Annotated in this window: 15 protein-coding genes and 1 tRNA gene; 8 read left to right on the top strand and 8 right to left on the bottom strand. The window is 62.7% G+C overall.

The window, feature by feature from the left end; translation table 11 throughout:
- Positions 1–7: 7 nt before the first annotated feature.
- Positions 8–469, bottom strand: a complete 462-nt coding sequence (locus tag USDA257_RS25835) for a MarR family winged helix-turn-helix transcriptional regulator (RefSeq protein ID WP_014765936.1) — start codon at positions 467–469, stop codon at positions 8–10.
- Positions 470–556: 87 nt separating this feature from the next.
- Between USDA257_RS25835 and USDA257_RS25830 the strand changes: the two genes are divergently transcribed.
- Entirely contained in the window at positions 557–961 is a 405-nt protein-coding gene (locus USDA257_RS25830) for a GFA family protein (protein WP_014765935.1), read from the top strand.
- Positions 962–965: 4 nt separating this feature from the next.
- On the opposite strand, the gene USDA257_RS25825 is transcribed toward USDA257_RS25830, so the two are convergent.
- Both USDA257_RS25825 and ilvD read right to left on the bottom strand, forming a co-directional pair.
- The gene (locus tag USDA257_RS25825) at positions 966–1,541 is read right to left on the bottom strand and encodes a nucleoside 2-deoxyribosyltransferase (protein ID WP_041414672.1); all 576 of its coding nucleotides are present in this window, start codon (positions 1,539–1,541) and stop codon (positions 966–968) included.
- A gap of 126 nt (positions 1,542–1,667) precedes the next feature.
- Positions 1,668–3,506 carry a dihydroxy-acid dehydratase gene (ilvD, locus tag USDA257_RS25820; RefSeq protein WP_014765933.1) on the bottom strand — a complete coding sequence of 613 codons (1,839 nt, stop codon included), beginning with the start codon at positions 3,504–3,506 and terminating at the stop codon, positions 1,668–1,670.
- Positions 3,507–3,853: 347 nt separating this feature from the next.
- Between ilvD and USDA257_RS25815 the strand changes: the two genes are divergently transcribed.
- The 3 genes from USDA257_RS25815 to USDA257_RS25805 all read left to right on the top strand — a co-directional run bounded on the left by USDA257_RS25815 (position 3,854) and on the right by USDA257_RS25805 (position 8,862).
- Positions 3,854–7,114, top strand: a complete 3,261-nt coding sequence (locus tag USDA257_RS25815; protein ID WP_014765932.1) for an adenylate/guanylate cyclase domain-containing protein — start codon at positions 3,854–3,856, stop codon at positions 7,112–7,114.
- Positions 7,115–7,204: 90 nt separating this feature from the next.
- Complete coding sequence (locus USDA257_RS25810) at positions 7,205–7,885, top strand: peroxiredoxin-like family protein (RefSeq protein ID WP_014765931.1); 681 nt, start codon at positions 7,205–7,207, stop codon at positions 7,883–7,885.
- A gap of 662 nt (positions 7,886–8,547) precedes the next feature.
- Positions 8,548–8,862 (top strand): hypothetical protein, encoded by a 315-nt coding sequence (locus USDA257_RS25805; RefSeq protein ID WP_014765928.1) that lies wholly within the window; start codon positions 8,548–8,550, stop codon positions 8,860–8,862.
- A gap of 427 nt (positions 8,863–9,289) precedes the next feature.
- On the opposite strand, the gene USDA257_RS25800 is transcribed toward USDA257_RS25805, so the two are convergent.
- On the bottom strand, positions 9,290–9,487 hold the full coding sequence (locus USDA257_RS25800; protein ID WP_041414671.1) for a hypothetical protein: 198 nt from the start codon (positions 9,485–9,487) through the stop codon (positions 9,290–9,292).
- A 287-nt stretch (positions 9,488–9,774) separates the two neighbouring features.
- Here USDA257_RS25800 and USDA257_RS25795 point away from each other — a divergent pair, with 287 nt between their 5' ends.
- Positions 9,775–10,248 carry a hypothetical protein gene (locus USDA257_RS25795; RefSeq protein WP_041414670.1) on the top strand — a complete coding sequence of 158 codons (474 nt, stop codon included), beginning with the start codon at positions 9,775–9,777 and terminating at the stop codon, positions 10,246–10,248.
- A 542-nt stretch (positions 10,249–10,790) separates the two neighbouring features.
- Here the strand turns inward: USDA257_RS25795 and USDA257_RS25790 are convergent.
- Positions 10,791–10,865, bottom strand: a tRNA-Val gene (locus USDA257_RS25790).
- Between the two features lie 299 nt (positions 10,866–11,164).
- On the bottom strand, positions 11,165–11,527 hold the full coding sequence (gene cpdR1, locus USDA257_RS25785; RefSeq protein WP_003531148.1) for a response regulator CpdR1: 363 nt from the start codon (positions 11,525–11,527) through the stop codon (positions 11,165–11,167).
- A gap of 189 nt (positions 11,528–11,716) precedes the next feature.
- Here cpdR1 and USDA257_RS25780 point away from each other — a divergent pair, with 189 nt between their 5' ends.
- Both USDA257_RS25780 and hisN read left to right on the top strand, forming a co-directional pair.
- A complete protein-coding gene (locus USDA257_RS25780) occupies positions 11,717–12,598 on the top strand; it encodes an N-formylglutamate amidohydrolase (RefSeq protein ID WP_014765925.1) in 882 nt (293 codons plus the stop codon).
- A 289-nt stretch (positions 12,599–12,887) separates the two neighbouring features.
- The gene (gene hisN, locus USDA257_RS25775; protein ID WP_014765924.1) at positions 12,888–13,664 is read left to right on the top strand and encodes a histidinol-phosphatase; all 777 of its coding nucleotides are present in this window, start codon (positions 12,888–12,890) and stop codon (positions 13,662–13,664) included.
- Position 13,665: 1 nt separating this feature from the next.
- Here the strand turns inward: hisN and USDA257_RS25770 are convergent, their stop codons facing one another.
- Complete coding sequence (locus USDA257_RS25770; RefSeq protein WP_014765923.1) at positions 13,666–14,649, bottom strand: alpha/beta fold hydrolase; 984 nt, start codon at positions 14,647–14,649, stop codon at positions 13,666–13,668.
- A gap of 382 nt (positions 14,650–15,031) precedes the next feature.
- Between USDA257_RS25770 and USDA257_RS25765 the strand changes: the two genes are divergently transcribed.
- Positions 15,032–15,493, top strand: a complete 462-nt coding sequence (locus USDA257_RS25765) for an Hsp20 family protein (protein ID WP_014765922.1) — start codon at positions 15,032–15,034, stop codon at positions 15,491–15,493.
- Between the two features lie 81 nt (positions 15,494–15,574).
- Here USDA257_RS25765 and USDA257_RS25760 read toward each other — a convergent pair whose 3' ends face one another.
- On the bottom strand, positions 15,575–16,621 hold the full coding sequence (locus tag USDA257_RS25760) for a threonine aldolase family protein (protein WP_014765921.1): 1,047 nt from the start codon (positions 16,619–16,621) through the stop codon (positions 15,575–15,577).
- Between the last annotated feature and the right edge of the window lie 352 nt (positions 16,622–16,973).

Below are 16,973 nucleotides of genomic sequence, written 5' to 3'. Positions count from 1 at the left end.
CGCATGATCAGGATGGAGTGCGCCTTTCGCCGAGAAGCGCGACAATCTCCGTGATCAGCGCCGTTGCCTGCCGCAGCCTCTCTTCCCCTAAGTCAGCTCCGAGCGCATTCGCCCAGATGGCCTGCCGGCCGGCGATGTCGGCGAGCGCCGCCTCCCCTTTCTCGGTTAGCGCCATCAACTTGGCGCGCTGATGGACCGGATTGCTCCGATAGGCGATCAATCCCTCGGCATCGAGAAGATCGGCGATGCGCTGCACCCCTTGCCGGGCCAATCCCAGCAATCGGGCTGTTTCCGCCACGGACATGGGCGCATGGCCGGCTGCCGCCAGCACCTGCCATCGCGCACTGCTCTGGCCGGACGGCTCCGCAAGCCTATCTCCTTCCGAGTTCAGGTGACCGGCGAGACGAAGCACGGAGATTGCCAATTCGGCAAAGGCATCGCCGGCGGGCGTGCGCGTGGGAAAGCTCATATTGACAACATGCTGTCAAAAGTGGATGTTGACAATATGTTGTCGTATTCGTGTCGGCTTTACAAGCTTTGAATGGGAGGAACGCTGATGAAGACGACCTACAAGGGTAGCTGCCATTGTGGACGGATTCGGTACGAGGTCGATGTCGACCTTAACGCCGGGACCAGTCGATGCAATTGTTCGTACTGCTCGAAACTGCGCTATTGGGGCGCGAGCGTGAAGCCGGAGAATTTTCGGCTCCTGTGCGAAGAGACCGGTATCGGAGACTATCAGTTCGCCACGATGAGCGGCCATCACCGGTTCTGCATGACATGCGGTGCCGCGCCCTACGGCCACGGCTATGTCGAAGAGATCGGCGGCGCCTTCGTCTCCATCAATATTTCGTGCCTCGACGATATCGATCCGGGGGTGCTTGCGGCCCTGCCGATCCAGTATATGGACGGGCTGCACAACAACTGGTGGAATGCGCCGGCCGAGACGAAATACATGTGAGGGATCACGTTTCGCTGAGCTTGCGGGCCGCGGCGGCCAGGCATTTCTCGAACGCCGCGAGGTCGGTGTAGACCGCGTCCCTCGCTGCATCGCCGACTATGATGATGCCGCCGCGGCGTTCGATGCCGGAATGCAGCATGAGGTTGTCGATCAGGCCGAAATCCTCGACCGACAACCCGTCGGGGTCGCGCAACCGGCCTTCCGCATCAGGCGCGACGGCGCCCTTGAAGTGTTCGACAACGCGGTCGGTGTGGTCGCGCGCCACATTGGTATAGGCAAAGACCGGCTTGCCGAGCGCGCACATGAAGCCGAGCTCGAACGTGGTCCCGGTGTCGGCGGCGATGCCGCGAAAGGGCGTCAGGTTTGCGATGATCGCGTCCGCCTCGAGCATCATCTGTTCGTCCACGGCGCTGATCGCTGCCGCACGATCCCGCTTCGAATTGGTTGGCGGAATTTTCAGGTCGCCCGGCGACAGGGGGATCAATCCGGCGGCACGCGTCAGCGACGCCTTTTGATCGAGCATTTCGCGCGCATTGGGCAGGAAGACCTCGGGTCCGGCCAGGTAGACTTTCTTCGCCATAAGTTCCCAGTCCCGCCCGACGATGTGGTTGGATCGGACTTGCGTTCTCGACAAACTGGAGCCGGATGAGGAGATGAAGCTCATCCGGTCTGACATAACCTTTTGCAGCCGCGGCGATCCGATGGCTTAGCGGTCGCCCAGGTCCCGGACAGCCCCGCGGTCGGCGGAGGTCGCGAAGGCGGCATAGGCCTTGAGCGCCGTCGTCACCCGACGCTTGCGCTGTTCGGCCGGCTTCCATCCCTTGGCGTCCTGCTCCGCGCGGCGGCTGGCAAGCTCGGCTTCCTCGACGCGCAGGCTGATGGTGCGGTTGGGGATATCGATATCGATGATGTCGCCTTCGCGGACGAGCCCGATCGTGCCGCCATTCGCCGCCTCGGGCGAGACGTGGCCGATCGAGAGACCGGAGGTACCGCCGGAGAAGCGGCCGTCGGTGATCAGCGCGCAGGCCTTGCCGAGGCCCTTCGACTTCAGGTAGCTCGTCGGATAGAGCATTTCCTGCATGCCGGGTCCGCCCTTCGGACCTTCATAGCGGATGACGACCACGTCGCCGGCCTTGATCTCGTTGCCGAGGATCGCCTTGACGGAGGCGTCCTGGCTCTCGAAGACCCGGGCCGGACCGGAGAACTTCAAGATGCTCTCGTCGACGCCGGCCGTCTTCACGATGCAGCCGTCGAGCGCGATATTGCCCTTCAGGACGGCGAGGCCGCCGTCCTTGGAGAAGGGATGTTCGACCGAGCGGATGACGCCCTTCTCGCGGTCGGTGTCGAGTTCGTCCCAGCGCGCCGCCTGGCTGAAGGCGACCTGGGTCGGGATGCCGCCGGGGGCGGCGCGGAAGAAGTTGCGGACCGTTTCGCTCGACGTGCGGGTGATGTCCCAGCGATCGATGGCGTCGCCGATCGTCTCGCTGTGCACGGTCGGGCACTCGCGGTTGATGAGGCCGCCTTTTTCCAGTTCACCGAGGATCGACATGATGCCGCCGGCGCGATGCACGTCTTCCATGTGCACGTCGGCTTTTGCCGGTGCTACCTTCGACAGGCAGGGAACCTTGCGCGACAGCCGGTCGATGTCGTCCATGGTGAAGTCGACCTCGCCTTCATAGGCGGCGGCGAGGATGTGCAGGACGGTGTTGGTCGAGCCGCCCATGGCGATGTCGAGCGCCATGGCGTTCTCGAAGGCCTTCTTGCTCGCGACCGAGCGCGGCAGGATACGGTCGTCGTCCTGCTCGTAATAGCGCCGCGCCAGGTCGACGACGAGATGGCCGGCCTCGACGAAGAGGCGCTTGCGGTCCGCATGGGTGGCGAGCGTCGAGCCGTTGCCGGGCAGCGACAGGCCGAGCGCCTCGGTCAGACAGTTCATCGAGTTGGCCGTGAACATGCCGGAGCAGGAGCCGCAGGTCGGACAGGCGGACCGCTCGATGACCTTGACGTCCTCGTCGGAAACACTGTCGTCGGCGGCCGCGACCATGGCGTCGACGAGGTCGAGCGCGTGCGTCTTGCCGTGCAGCACGACCTTGCCCGCCTCCATCGGCCCGCCGGAGACGAAGACGGCGGGGATGTTGAGGCGCAAGGCCGCCATCAGCATGCCGGGGGTGATCTTGTCGCAGTTGGAGATGCAGACCATGGCGTCGGCGCAATGGGCGTTGACCATGTATTCGACGCTGTCGGCGATGATTTCGCGCGACGGCAGCGAATAAAGCATGCCGTCATGGCCCATGGCAATGCCGTCGTCGACTGCGATGGTGTTGAATTCCTTGGCGACGCCGCCCGCCGCCTCGATCTCGCGGGCGACGAGCTGGCCGAGGTCCTTGAGATGCACGTGACCGGGCACGAATTGGGTGAAGGAGTTCACCACCGCAATGATCGGCTTGCCGAAGTCGCTGTCCTTCATGCCCGTCGCGCGCCAGAGGCCGCGGGCGCCGGCCATGTTGCGGCCGTGAGTGGTGGTGCGGGAGCGATAGGCAGGCATGAACGGTTTCCTTCACGGACGAATGTCGATACGCGAATATGGCGATCCTTGAGCGCCGGTGCAGGGGTACTAGCGCAAAATTGCGCGCGCGTCATCTTTCGCGTCAGATTATTTCCGCCTGCCGGGGCGGACAGGCGCGCAGGCCTTGAGAGCGAAGTCTGGCCGGTCGCAGTTGCCTTGCACGGCATTCGATCCGGAGCGGTTGGGCTATGTGCCGACCTATTCCTCGATGTCCGCCTGAATGGCGCCTTGCTTGCCAAGCCGGATCAACAAGTCCATTCTTTTGCAGCATTCACGCCTGTGCCGCGGACTCTTCGCCGCCGGGTGCGTATTGAGGTTCGTCCGCGATGAACTGCCATGAATGCGGTAGCGAGATAGAGAGCGGCTTCGCGTTTTGCCCGAAATGCGGCGCCAAACAGCAGAGTTCGTGCCCAGCTTGCGGCTACCGCTGCGCGCCGCATTTCGCCTTCTGCCCCAGTTGCGGCGCCCGGCTCGGAGCGCCCGCGGAAGCCCGACCGGCTCCGAAGCCGATCACGATGGCGCCTGTGCCACAGGCGCCTGCAGCACCGTCGGCACAGGATATCGGGGCCGACCGGCGCACAGTTACGGTCCTGTTTGCCGATCTTTGCGGCTTCACCGGCCTTAGCGAGCAGATCGATCCGGAAATTCTCCAGGCGCTGCAGAACGAGCTCTTCGAGGAATTGACGAGCGCCGTCGAGACGTTCGGCGGCTTCGTCGACAAGTTCATCGGCGATGCGCTGCTTGCGCTCTTCGGCGCCCCGGTGGCCCATGAGGACGATCCGGAGAGGGCTCTTCGGGCCGCATTGGAGATGCGCGATCGGGCCGCGCAGGTGAGTGACCGCTGGCACAGGCGCATCGGCCTGCCGCTCAGCCTCCATATCGGCGTCAACACCGGCCCGGTCGTCACCGGCGGCTTCGGGGCGGGCGACACGAAGTCCTATTCGGTCACCGGCGACACTGTAAACACGGCGCAGCGCCTGCAGGCGCTGGCGGGCCCGGATGAAATCCTTGCGGGGCCGGTTACTTACAAGCTCACCCGGCATGCCTTCGCCTATGAAACGCTCGGCGCCGTTGCCCTGCGCGGCAAGACCGGCAGCCTTCAGGTCCATCGCGTGGGCGGCGCGCTCGAGGCGCCGCGCCCGGCAAGGGGCCTGGACGCCCTCGGTCTCAGTGCGCCGCTCATCGGACGCGACGCCGAGGTCGCCCGCATGCGCGATTGCCTGGTGCTCGCCTGCGCCGGCACCGCGCAGGTCGTGCGGCTGACCGGGGAAGCCGGCATCGGCAAGTCGCGTCTGGTGAGCGAGTTTCTGGCGACCCTCGGCGAGGATCCGCGCTTTGCGCATGTGGCCGTCAGGCGTGCGGCCTGTTCTCCGCTCGGCGAGCCGTCCTACGGGACGCTCGCCACCGTGCTGAGCAGTGCATATGGCATACCGCCCGGCGGGACGGCGGAGGAAACGCAGGAGCGGCTGGCGTCCGGTCTTGCCGAAATCGGCTTTAGCGCCGACGAGCTCGGCGAGTTGATGCCGCTTCTCTTCCATATCCTGGGGATAGGAGATCGCGAAGGTGCCCTGCAGCACGTTGCTCCCGACCAGATCCGGCGCCAACTCCTCTCCGTCATCCGCACCCTGTTCGAGCGGCGGCTCGAACGGACGCCGTTGCTCATCGTCCTTGAAGATCTGCACTGGGCGGATTCCGCTTCGCTGGAGGCCTTGCGCTTCGTGCTCGACCGGCTGGATCGTCGTCCTTTGATGCTGATCACCACGCAGCGACCCGACGCCGGCCCGGAGCGTCTGGCCCCCGGTCGCACGGGCGTCACCGCACTGCGCCTCGGGCCGCTCTCTCCCGCCGACGGACAGCGGCTTCTTGCCGGTTTCTTCGGAGAGGCTTGCCTCCCTGGAAGCCTGCGCCAGCAAATCCTCGCGCGTGCCGGCGGCAACCCACTGTTCATCGAGGAAATCGTCCGGGGCCTCATCGAGCTCGAAACGCTGCGGCGCGATGGCTCCGAATGGCACGTCGCCGACGGCGAAGCGCGAGTCGACATTCCCGCGGGTATCGAGGCGATGCTGCTGGCGCGGATCGATCGGTTGCCGCAGGAGGTGCGCCGTCTCGTCCATGGTGCGGCCGTCATCGGCCCGCGCTTCGACGCCGAGTTGCTCGCCGTCATCCAGCCCAGCGATGTCGCATCGGGTCTGGAGTTGCTTTGCGACGCCGAGATCATCGAAGAGAGTGCCAGGGGCGGTACGCAGGCACCGCAAGGCTATCGCTTCGTGCAGTCCCTGCTGCACGAGGTGGTCTACAACAATCTCCTCGTCAAGCGGCGCACGGAGATTCATGCGGCCATCGCGAACGCTCTGGAGCGCCGCCATGGGGAGAATCCGGAGCGCTTCGAGGATCTGGCTGTCCTCGGGCATCACTACAGTCAGTCCGCCGATCGGGCCAGGGGCGCACACTACCTGATGGCCGCAGGAGACCGGGCAAGCCAGCTCTACGCCAACGAGGACGCCATCCGCTTCTATCGGCAGGCGATGGCCGCCCTTGCCACGCTTGGCGAAGAGCGGCCGGACTGGTTCGTCGCTCGCGAGCGGATTGCCGATCTCCTGGTGCCGTTCGGCGAGCGCGCGCAAGCCGAGGAGCACTACCGCGCCCTGCTTGGCTCTCATCGCGTATCGGCAGACCCAGTTGCTTCTGCACGAATCCTCCGCAAGCTCGGCCATCTTCTCTGGGAGGCCGGCAAGCGCGATCAAGCGCAGGCGAGATTCACGGAAGCGTCGGGCCTCCTCGAACGCGCCGAGGCACCGGTCGAAAGCGCGTCGCTGTTGCAGGAGCGGGGGCATCTCGCCTTCCGCATGGGCGACTATCTTGCTGCCTCCCAATGGGCGGAGGAAGCTTTGGAGCGGGTCAAGGCGCTTGGTCCAGACGTGAGCGACGAGACCCGGCGGGAGGTGGCCCTTGTCACCGCCGAGGCATTGAATACCAAGGGGGTGGCTCTCGCGCGAAGCGGCCGCACGCGAGAGGCGATCGAGGCTGTGGAGACGAGCGTTGCCGTCGCCGAAGCAGCTGCCCTGATGCACGCGGCCTGCCGCGGCTACACGAATCTCGGCGTGCTCTATACGATCGTCGACCCGAAGCTTGCGATCGACATCTGCCGGCGCGGCCTCGACATGGCCCACCGCATCGGCGATCTCGGCTTTCAGGCTCGGCTGCTCGCCAATCTCGCGGTCGCCTGTTGCACTTTCACCGACCGCTGCGCGACCGAAGGCGTGCCGGCGGCGCAAAGGGCGATCGAAATCGACCGGGCGCTCGATCAGCGCGACCATTTGCCGGTATCGCTGCTCGTGCTGGGGCAGATCTACCAGTGCCACGGCAGGCCAGCTGATGCGCGCCAGCTCTACGGCGAAGCGCTCGACCTTGCCGGCGAAACCGGCGAGGCGCAGGTGCTGTTTCCGTGCTATGATGGCTTGGCGACACTTTGCCTCGATGAAGGCGAACTCGCCGAGGCCGAACGCCAGTTCCGTTTGGCTCACGACATCTGCGAAAGCCACGATCTCGACCCGGAAGCCTTGGTGATACTGCCGTTCCTCGACTGAACGGTCCTTCATACCAGGCAAAGGCGCGGAGAGAAGCAGCCTCGCACGCCTAAACGAGGCCCCGGGGCTGCACGAGGGAGGAGAACAGCCATGGCGGAAAATCGCAGCTCCGGGCCATTGCAGCCGGGCGACCGGGCGCCGAACGTGGTGCTCGACGCGATCACCCAGGAGGGCAAGATCGCCCTCGATGATTTTCGGGGATACAAACCTGTTTTGGTGGGTCTGTTCAGGGGGCTGCAATGCCCATTCTGCCGCCGGCAGATCGCCACGATGGCGCAGCTCAAGGCTGCTCTGAGCGAAAAGGGCGTCGAGACCCTGACCGTCGTGAACACGCCGATCGAGCGAGCGCGCCTCTATTTCCGCTACCATCCCTTGCCGAATTTGCTCGCCGCGGCGGATCCCGACCGGATTTCGCATCGAGCCTTCGGCTTGCCGAATCTCGAATTCACCGAAGACGAGGACGATTGGCCGCGCAAGATGGGCATGCAGACGGTGATGTCGATGCGCATCGACATGCCTGGCGTATTGCCGGAACCGATGGATCCGGTCGCCGCGTCGAATTATCTCCAGAAGGCCGACGCCTACGAGATGACGGACGACGACCGTCGGATGGAGGCCGCGGCGATGGCGCAACTCGTCGGTGAGTTCCTGCTCGACCGGGACGGTGTTGTGCGGTGGTCCTTTACCGAAGCTGCGCCGGACGGCCGCAACATGTTTCGTGCGCCTTCTCCGGACGAAGTGATGTCGGCAGCGTCGCAGGTCGCTCACTGAAAGCTGGCGGCCAGGGGCGCCTTCCTCCGGCGCGTCGGCAGACTGTGCCCGGCTCGCATTTTCGCGATCACTGCGGACAAACAAAAAAGGCCGGGGTAGACCCGACCTTCCTCATCACCTTCCCCTTTGCCAGTCCATCCGTGGTCAAAGGCGAGATGGGTCTTTCCTAGCCGCCGATCATGACAACCGGATGACAAGCAATCGAAGAAGCACGGATCGATTGCATCGGCGGTGAATATGCGGGCCTCTCCGAGAGCGTCGCAAGTATCGACCGGCAGAAATCGAAAGACCGGCGAGGTCGCGCGTTAGATCTTTCTAAATAATTCATCGACAAGATGTCGATATGCGCGGCTCGCTACTCTTCATTGTTGCATTGGCTGGCCTTATGGCGATCGATCAGATCGCCTGCGACGGCCGGTATAGCCGCGCGACTTGGCGCGAAGCGAAAGAACAAGCCAACTCGGTTCGGTATCGGGTGGAATATTGGGTCGGCGATATCGTCAGGCTCTAGAGTCGGCCATGTCCGAGCGGCGATCTAAATAAAACCTTGGGGCGGTTGCCATTGCGATCGCAAAGGCGCAGTGTCCAACCTTCAGTAGCAATATTACGGGCGCTACTGCTTGAGGGCTGACTACCCTGGCCCCCAACGAAAGGAGGACGTCATGTCTTCCACCGTAGACAATTTCTCGAATTCCGATTTGGACATGATCCGGTCCGTCTTGGACGAGGCCGGCTATGACGCCAGCCTCCTTGTCGCGGATCAGCGGCTTTTCAACACGGCCGCATTGCTTGTGACCAAGCTGTTCCTGGCGGGTGAGACGTCCCGAATGGGCCTTGCAGCGAAGCTCGAGTATCAATTGGGCACTGCCGGCAAGCACAGGCAACCGTCAGGAACATGCCTGGCGCGCTACGCAATCCAAGGTCTCCCACTCGAGCTTCAGTCGCGAAACCTCGCCCAACAAAAAAGGCCGGGCTGATCCGACCTTCCTCATCATCTTCCCCTTTGCCAGTCCATCCGTGGTCAAAGGCGAAGTGGGTCTTTCCTAGCCGCCGATCGTGACAATCGCGTGACCCGCAGCCGAAAAAGCGGCTGGGCCAGCTGCGATCGGCCTATGGGAAATACCTCTACCGGCCCAAGAACGTCGAAAATATCAACGAAATAGAGGGTGAAGTCGCGCCAAGCCATGGCGGACGAATTCCGCAGGGCCGGATGAAAGCCGGTCAGCGCATGCCTTGACCTTCGCGAGGAAAGCCCGGATCGACCCTCGAGGAAAGGCCGCTCATCCGCATGGCGAATTCAGGGATGGCTGAAGCGCGAACCTGATTTCTCTTAGCGAAGCTGCGCACCGCTACATGCGTCTCGCCCAGGAAGCAGATCAGCAGGAGCGATCGGCCGCTGTGAGTCTACTGCTTGGGCATGACGCCCTTGCTTATCAGCCACGCCTCGAAAGTGCCCGGACGCCCATTGTGAGTCCATTCCGCGCGGTACGAGAAACCAGGGGCTGCACCCCGAATGCCGATGCTTCCATCAACAAGGCGTTCGGTTACACCCGGCTCGTGGGTCTTTCGGAGATACTTCTTCTTCACTTTCATGAGTCTCATTGCCTGCCTCCCCGGGGTACAACCAGGAGTCCGAGGGTCGCACAGGCCACGTGTGAGTCAAGGATTACAAGCAATATCAATGGGATAATAACAAGTTGGGCTAAGACCTCTGGCCCATTTATTGTTGGACCAAGGTCCTAGCAGAGCTCCGCTCGGCCGTAGCCGAGGTGCGGTTGATGGCGGGTTCCCAAACTCGCTTCAGGATTGTTTTTCGATGGCTTACCTACCCAAATGTGTAACTAGACAGGTCCCGCATCGCGAAGCATTTTTTACGCCGGGGGTGGACCATGTCGAGTATGCAGGAACTCGCGAAACAAAATCCCGGGCTTATCTCGGGGTGGCGTCTTTCCGTCACTCTGCAGCCCGGCACACCTTTAAAATGGCTTCTGAGGCATGGGGAAGTTAAGGAGGGTGCCAGCTACCCCAGTGAAGAAATCCCCACAAGCTTCGCGATGTGGATGCCCATCGTGAAGACATGGGCAGAGCTCGGTGTTCCCCGAAAAGAATCTTCGCCGACGATGGCCTCTGCCGTGGGGCAAATACCGGTGGATGGAGGCGATCTTCTGCCTTTCCTCATCAAGTACCGGTCGATTGTCGAACTCGTGCCCATCCTCCATCAGGGTCGCCAGATAAGGCGGCTGAAAGCGGAGTATCCGGAATTTTCTCACCTGGTAGAACAGGCGAACAGACCCGGTGCAGGGAAGCTAAAGCGGTTCCCGGGAAGCTACAAAAGGCACCTGCGGAGGCTGGGGAAGCGTTAAACCGGAGGGGCGCCCAGTGGCGCTTCTGAAGCCCGGTGTAGCCTTTTTTCGTCGTCTATGGCTCGATCGATCGCCTCGATGCTCATCTGAAATTCAATCACGCCCTTTGCAGTTGCCACGACCTTCCTGGCTCTCATCTCACGAGCAGCTGGCAACAAAAAAGCCGGGGTGAACCCGACCTTCCTGCAGCCATTGCCAGTACATCCGTGGTCAATGACGAGATGGATCTGTGTAACCGCCGATCGTGTCGATTGCGTGACGATTAGTCGTCGTCTCAATTCTCTTTCCCAAACCGTCGATCGCAGTGTCCCAACGTCTTCGGAAGAAGCGGCCGGCATGACCGCGGCGACGAGGCTCCGCAGGTCGACTTGAACTGTCGCACCGGTCCGGCGCGCGGCGCGCGAGATACGCTCGAGATCGGCTTTGGCGGAAAGCGGCCCGGCTCATGCCGAATCCCTTCCTACCGGGTTCAGTGAACCCGAGGGAAACTACGCAAAAGGCCCTTCGATCTCTCGAAAGGCCTTCTAAATCAGAAACTTGGATGGTGGGCGTGACAAGGATCGAACTTGTGACCCCTACGATGTCAACGTAGTGCTCTCCCGCTGAGCTACACGCCCATCCGATGCGGCGCATAGACCATAAAACCGGCGTCGGCGTCAATAGGCTTTTCGAAGGTTTTTTGACAGAAAATTCGAAGGCGTCGGCGCGGCGGAATTGCTATGGCTCGCGTTCCGTCTTTTGCTCGCTGCAGGCGCATTGAGCAGACTAAATGATTGAAATAACAAAAAGCCGCTGCCGGATGAACGTGCAGCGGCAGAACGACCCCGCGCCCTTGCGTACGGGAATCGAGGGCAATTTATTCGTTCAGATCGAGCGATCGACGGTTGTCACAGCGCCGGGCGCCGGCGGGGCTGTTTCAGGCGGCCAGCATCTTGTTGACCTCGTTGACGAGGTCGCGAAGGTGGAAGGGCTTGGAGAGCACCTTGGCGTCCTTCGGAGCCTTCGAGTCCGGGTTCAGCGCGACGGCGGCAAACCCGGTGATGAACATCACCTTCAGGTCCGGATCGAGCTCGGTTGCCCGGCGGGCAAGCTCGATGCCGTCCATCTCTGGCATGACGATGTCGGTCAGGAGGAGCGAAAAGGGCTCTTCGCGAAGCCGGTCGTAGGCGCTGGCGCCATTGTCGTAGGACAGGACCTTGTAGCCAGCCTTTTCCAACGCCTTCACGAGGAAGCGGCGCATGTCGTTGTCGTCTTCGGCAAGGAGGATTTTCGCAGTCATGAATCGGCCGTGGCTATTTCTTTTCAATGCTTCTGGGATGCGGCAGCCTAGCAAACCGCAACAGCGTAAATATCCGGTGAACGGAAGGCGTCAACCCCCTGAACCGGCGGGAGGCCACTATGGACACAGAGGCGGCCAGCTGGCAACATGATCCAAACACCAAGATGCGCATATAGTAAAAGGGTTCCGATGGGGGAAGTGGCCGAGTGGGACGTGTTCGAGGTTCTGGAACCCGCGAGCCAGCGGATCCCCTTCGTGTTCAACTCCCCGCATAGCGGGCGCACTTATCCCCAGTCTTTTCTGGATCAGTCGCGGCTTGATTCGCATTCGATCCGCCGGTCCGAGGATCACTTCGTCGACGAGCTCTTCCAAAGCGCGACACTTCTCGGAGCGCCGCTGCTGCGGGCCCATTTCCCGCGCGCTTTTCTCGACGTCAACCGAGAACCCTACGAGCTCGATCCGCGCATGTTCGAGGGGCCGCTGCCGGCCCACGCCAATATCAGCTCGATGCGGGTTGCCGGCGGGCTGGGGACGGTGCCGCGGCTGGTGGCCGAGAACATGGAGATTTATCGCAGCCGTTTCCCGGTCGAGGAGGCGCTGGCGCGCATCGAGGCGATATACAAACCCTACCATGCGACACTCAGGAAGCTGATTGCCCGCACCCATGTCCAGTTCGGGATGGCGGTGCTCATCGACTGCCATTCGATGCCCGGAAACGTTCACCTGGCAGGTAGCGGCCAGCGCCCGGATTTCATCATCGGCGACCGTTATGGAACGAGTGCCGCCGCGGAACTGTCACGCGTTGCGGTCGAACTCCTGGAGCAGCTCGGCTATGCAGTGACCCGCAACAAGCCCTATGCCGGCGGCTTCATCACCGAGCACTACGGTCGGCCGACGCGCGGTCTTCACGCGCTTCAGATCGAGATCAACCGCAGCCTCTATATCGACGAGGCGACACTGGTCAGAAAGCCGGGCTTTGCCGCCCTGGCGACCGATCTTGCGACCTTCGTCGCGGCGCTGGCGCGCCATGTGGAGGAGTACGGCGCCTATCTGCCGCTTGCTGCGGAGTAAGATCCCCCTCGCGCTCAAAAAGAACCGCGCCAGCGGCGCGGTCAAGTCTAGGGAGGAAACACCCAAGGAGGGTATTTGCAGCCACGCGTGACTGCCTGGAAACTTTAATATTGCACTGCACAATTGTCAAGTTTCAAGGGGGCAGTCTTTTGCGTCGCGGCAAAACCAATGCAGCGATCCGGACGTGGACGCAGCTGTTCCCGAACCGGCGCCGACCGGTGCCGTCGTTGCCTTTCGACAAATTTCCTCTATTCAGAAGGAACTTCGTTCCTCCGCTCAAGAGAGTGACATGCTGCCCGATCGTTCCTTCTTCGACCGCCTCGCCGATGCCGCCAAGGCGGAAACCCTGCCGCGCTTCCGCACAGGCACGAGCGTCGTCAACAAGCTCGAGGGCGGTTTCGACCCCGTCACGGAAGCCGACCAGTCGGCGGAAGCGGCGATCCGGCTGTTGATCGAAGGCGCGTTTCCCGAGCACGGCATCCTCGGCGAGGAGCACGGCAATATCGGCCTCGATCGCGAACATGTCTGGGTCATCGATCCGATCGACGGGACCCGTGCCTTCATCTCCGGCCTGCCGGTCTGGGGAACTCTGATCGGGCTCTACCGCAACGGCAGGGCGATCATGGGACTGATGGACCAGCCCTTCACCGGCGAGCGCTATTTCGCCGACGGCCAGAAAGCGACCTATCGCGGCCCCGGCGGCGAGAAGGTGCTGTCAACGCGTCCCTGCGGTGCGCTCTCGGACGCTGTTCTGTTCACCACCTCGCCGCATCTCTACACGGGCGAACTCAAGGAGCGCTTCGAGGCGCTGCAGGCGAAGGTGCGGCTCTTCCGCTACGGGTGCGATTGCTACGCTTTCGCGCTGCTGGCGGCCGGCCATGTCGACCTCGTCATCGAATGCGGCCTGAAGCCCTATGATGTCGGCGGGCTCATTCCGCTGATCGAGCAGGCGGGCGGCGTCATCACCGACTGGCAGGGCGGGCCGGCGGAAATGGGCGGCGAGATCATCGCCGCCGGCAGCCCGGAACTGCATGCGCAGGCGCTGGAGATGTTGCGATCACGCTGACTCACGCATCCTCCATGGTGCGCGGCGAAGGATCGGCGTCCTCGTCATTCGCCTCCGGCAGGAAGGCCAGAATTGCGGCGAGTGCCTGAGCGCGGTAGCGGTCGGCCTCCTGGAAGAGCTCGTGGCGCGCGCCGTCGATCGGTATCAGGTGGCCGGCCCGGAAATTGCTGGCGAGGAACTCCATCGCGAGATAGGGCACGAGAGCGTCGGCCGTCGGCGCCAGGATGACGGTCGGGACGATGATCTTCGTCAGGTGTTCGCGGCGCATGGCGCGCCTGATCACCCGGAACGACTCGCTGAGCCACCGGCCCGTCGGTGGTCCGATCCGCAAATGAGGATGGGCGTCGATCAAAGCCAGGTTGCGCGCATAGCGTCGGCTGTCGGTGGTCAGCGGATTGTTGTCGAACGGCGTCCGACCCTCGGTGTCGCCGCGCACCGGCAGGCTGCCGAGGCCGAACCAGCGCATGGCGGTGGCGATCGCCACGATGCCGTGCTCGCCGATCGCCTGGCCCCTCAAGCCCAGGAAGGGGGCGAGCAGCACCATGCGGTCGATGCGGCTTGCCAGCATCGGCGCCAGCGACAGGGCGACGAGCGCCCCCATTGAATGGGCGACGATGGAGAAGGGCAGGCGCGTGTCAGGCAGGACGATCTGCTCGAGGAATATCGTGAGGTCGCGCTCGTAATCGGCAAAATGCTCCACGTGGCCACGGCCCAGCTGTGGCAACAGCCGTTCGGACCCACCCTGGCCGCGCCAGTCGAAAGTGGCGACCCAAAATCCTGCCGCCATGAGGTCGCCGATCGTTTCGAAGTATTTCTCGATCGACTCGTTGCGCCCCTGCAGCAGCACGATCGTGCCGCGCGTGACCGGCGCGTTCGCCTTGAACACCGCATAACGAATCTTGCGATCGCCGGCGCCGTCGAAAAAGCCCACCTGGGGCTTTCCCGGTATCGGATTGTCCGGCGTGGATTGAAGGATCGTCGTCATGAAGGCGTCGGCCGATTAGAACGAAGTCGAGATCATCAGGGATAGGCGGCGGTCTCGCCTGCGTCAAAGAAAAAAGCCGGAAGCGGCGGATGAAATCCGGACGATCACCGCTTCCGGCCGCTGAAGGAGAAGGGACATGTCACTTCAGCCCTGGGCGCTTTCACCCAGTGTGTTTGTTTTATACCCGCATGGCTGAACGGCGACCGAACCGGTCGTTCATATGCCGTTCACCAACGCTGCCAGACGGCCCCTTGAACTCATGCGAAGGCATTCCCATGTCTTGCTTGCGGACGCCGTAGACGGGTCCGTTCACCGGTCATGCCACAGCCAAATGGGGTGGCAGGCCAGACATCGCAAACCGTTGCTCTTGAAGGAGGACACCATGCGCCACGTTGATTTTTCCCCCCTCTACCGCTCCACCGTCGGCTTCGATCGCCTGTTCACCATGCTTGACAGCCTTGGCCAGCCCGATCAGGCGCAGACCTATCCGCCCTACAACATCGAGCGGACCGGCGAAAACGCCTATCGCATCACCATGGCCGTTGCCGGCTTCGACGAGACCGAGCTTTCGGTCGAAGCGCGTGAAAACACGCTGACGATCAAGGGCGAAAAGAGCGAGGAGAAGGGTGAGGAAACCCAGTTTCTCCATCGCGGCATCGCCAAGCGCGCCTTCGAGCGGCGCTTCCAGCTTGCCGACCATGTCGAGATCAGAGCCGCCTCGCTGAAGAACGGCCTGCTTCATGTCGATCTCTTGCGCGAGATCCCCGAAGCAGCCAAACCGCGCCGCATCGAGATCACTTCGGTCTCCTCTCAGCCGAAGCAGATCGAGGCGCAGAACGCCTAACTTCAACGGTCAGGCCTATTAGGACGGCGCCCCTCGGGGGCGCCGTTTTTTCATGGGGCATTTCCGCCGCGGCGGTGGTCTTCAGCAGGCAGCGACGAACCGGTCGACATCTTCGGCCTGCGTGGCGAAGCTAGTGACGAGGCGATAGAGGCCTTCATTCTCGGTGAGGCTGCCGGCGAGATGGTGCGGCACGGGCCAGTCGTAGAAGACCGCCCCCTGCTGCTGCAGCCGTGCGGCCAACTCACGCTTCAGGATCACGAAAACCTCGTTGGCTTCCGGCGCCCAGGCCAGCCGGCTCTCGGCCGAAGCCGAGATTCCCTCCGCCAGGCGACGGGCCATGGCGTTTGCATGGCGGGCGAGTTCGAGCCACAGGTCGCCGGCGAGATAGGCTTCGAACTGGGCTGCGATAAAGCGCGACTTCGAGAAGAGCTGCGCCGCACGCTTGCGCAGGAAGTGCATTTCGTGCGCCTTGGAGAGGTCGAAGAGAATAAGGGCCTCGGCGCACCAGCAGCCGTTCTTCGTGCCGCCGAAGGACAGAAGGTCGACGCCGCGCTTCCAGGTCATCTCGGCCGGCGTGACGTCGAGGCTGACCAGGGCATTCGCGAAGCGTGCGCCGTCCATGTGCAACGGCAGCTTGTGGGATTGAGCGATCGAGGCGAGCGTTTCGATCTCCTCGAGCGAATAGACGCTACCGCTTTCGGTCGCCTGCGTCAGGGTTACTGCCATCGGTTGGCCGCCATGGACGAATTCCGGCGGAAACCGGCGGATTTCGGCCTTGAGCCGGGCTGCTGCCATCTTGCCATGCTCGCCGTCGACCGGGCTCAGCCTGGCGCCATGCGAGAAAAACTCCGGCGCCCCGCATTCGTCGACATTCACATGTGCCTCGCGGTGGCAGAAGACGACGCCCCCCGCCCTATTGGCGCTCGCCAGTGCCAGCGAATTGGCGGCCGTTCCGGTGCCGACGAAAAACACCGCGACCTCCCTCTCGAAAATCTCCGACAGGCGTCTTTCCACCGACCGGTCGAGATCGCTCGTCCCATAGGCGGAGACATAGCCCTGGGCATGCGCGACGAGGTTATCGGCAATTGCCGGATGGGCACCGGCCCAGTTGTCGGAGGCAAATATCATTGCACATCACCCTGTCTGTCAGCCCCTGGCGGATGCTTCGGCGAGACCATAGCCGAGTTCGCCTGTCAGGCAATGCTTTGGCTCCGGCGCAATGCCATCAGGAGACCAGTTTGAAACCAAAGCGAAGAATGTGGGCCAGGGGCGTAATTTAATTTCAAAACTGCACAATTTACGGCAATGTTCGGCAAAATCTCCTCTATTATTTGCGGCGATGCCCCTTGCGAAGGGGGGCGCTTTCTGGCATAGAGCGCATGAAATAGGACAGGTTTGCTGTCCTATTTCGGTCTAGGGACCGGAACAATCGCCGGAAGGCCAGCGAAAAGCGGCATCGGGCGGAGAGCGCAAGGGGTTT

Source organism: Sinorhizobium fredii USDA 257 (assembly GCF_000265205.3).
GTDB lineage: Bacteria > Pseudomonadota > Alphaproteobacteria > Rhizobiales > Rhizobiaceae > Sinorhizobium > Sinorhizobium fredii_B.
The sequence above is the reverse complement of the archived record's forward strand: the minus strand, read 5'-3'. Positions and strand labels throughout refer to the sequence as shown.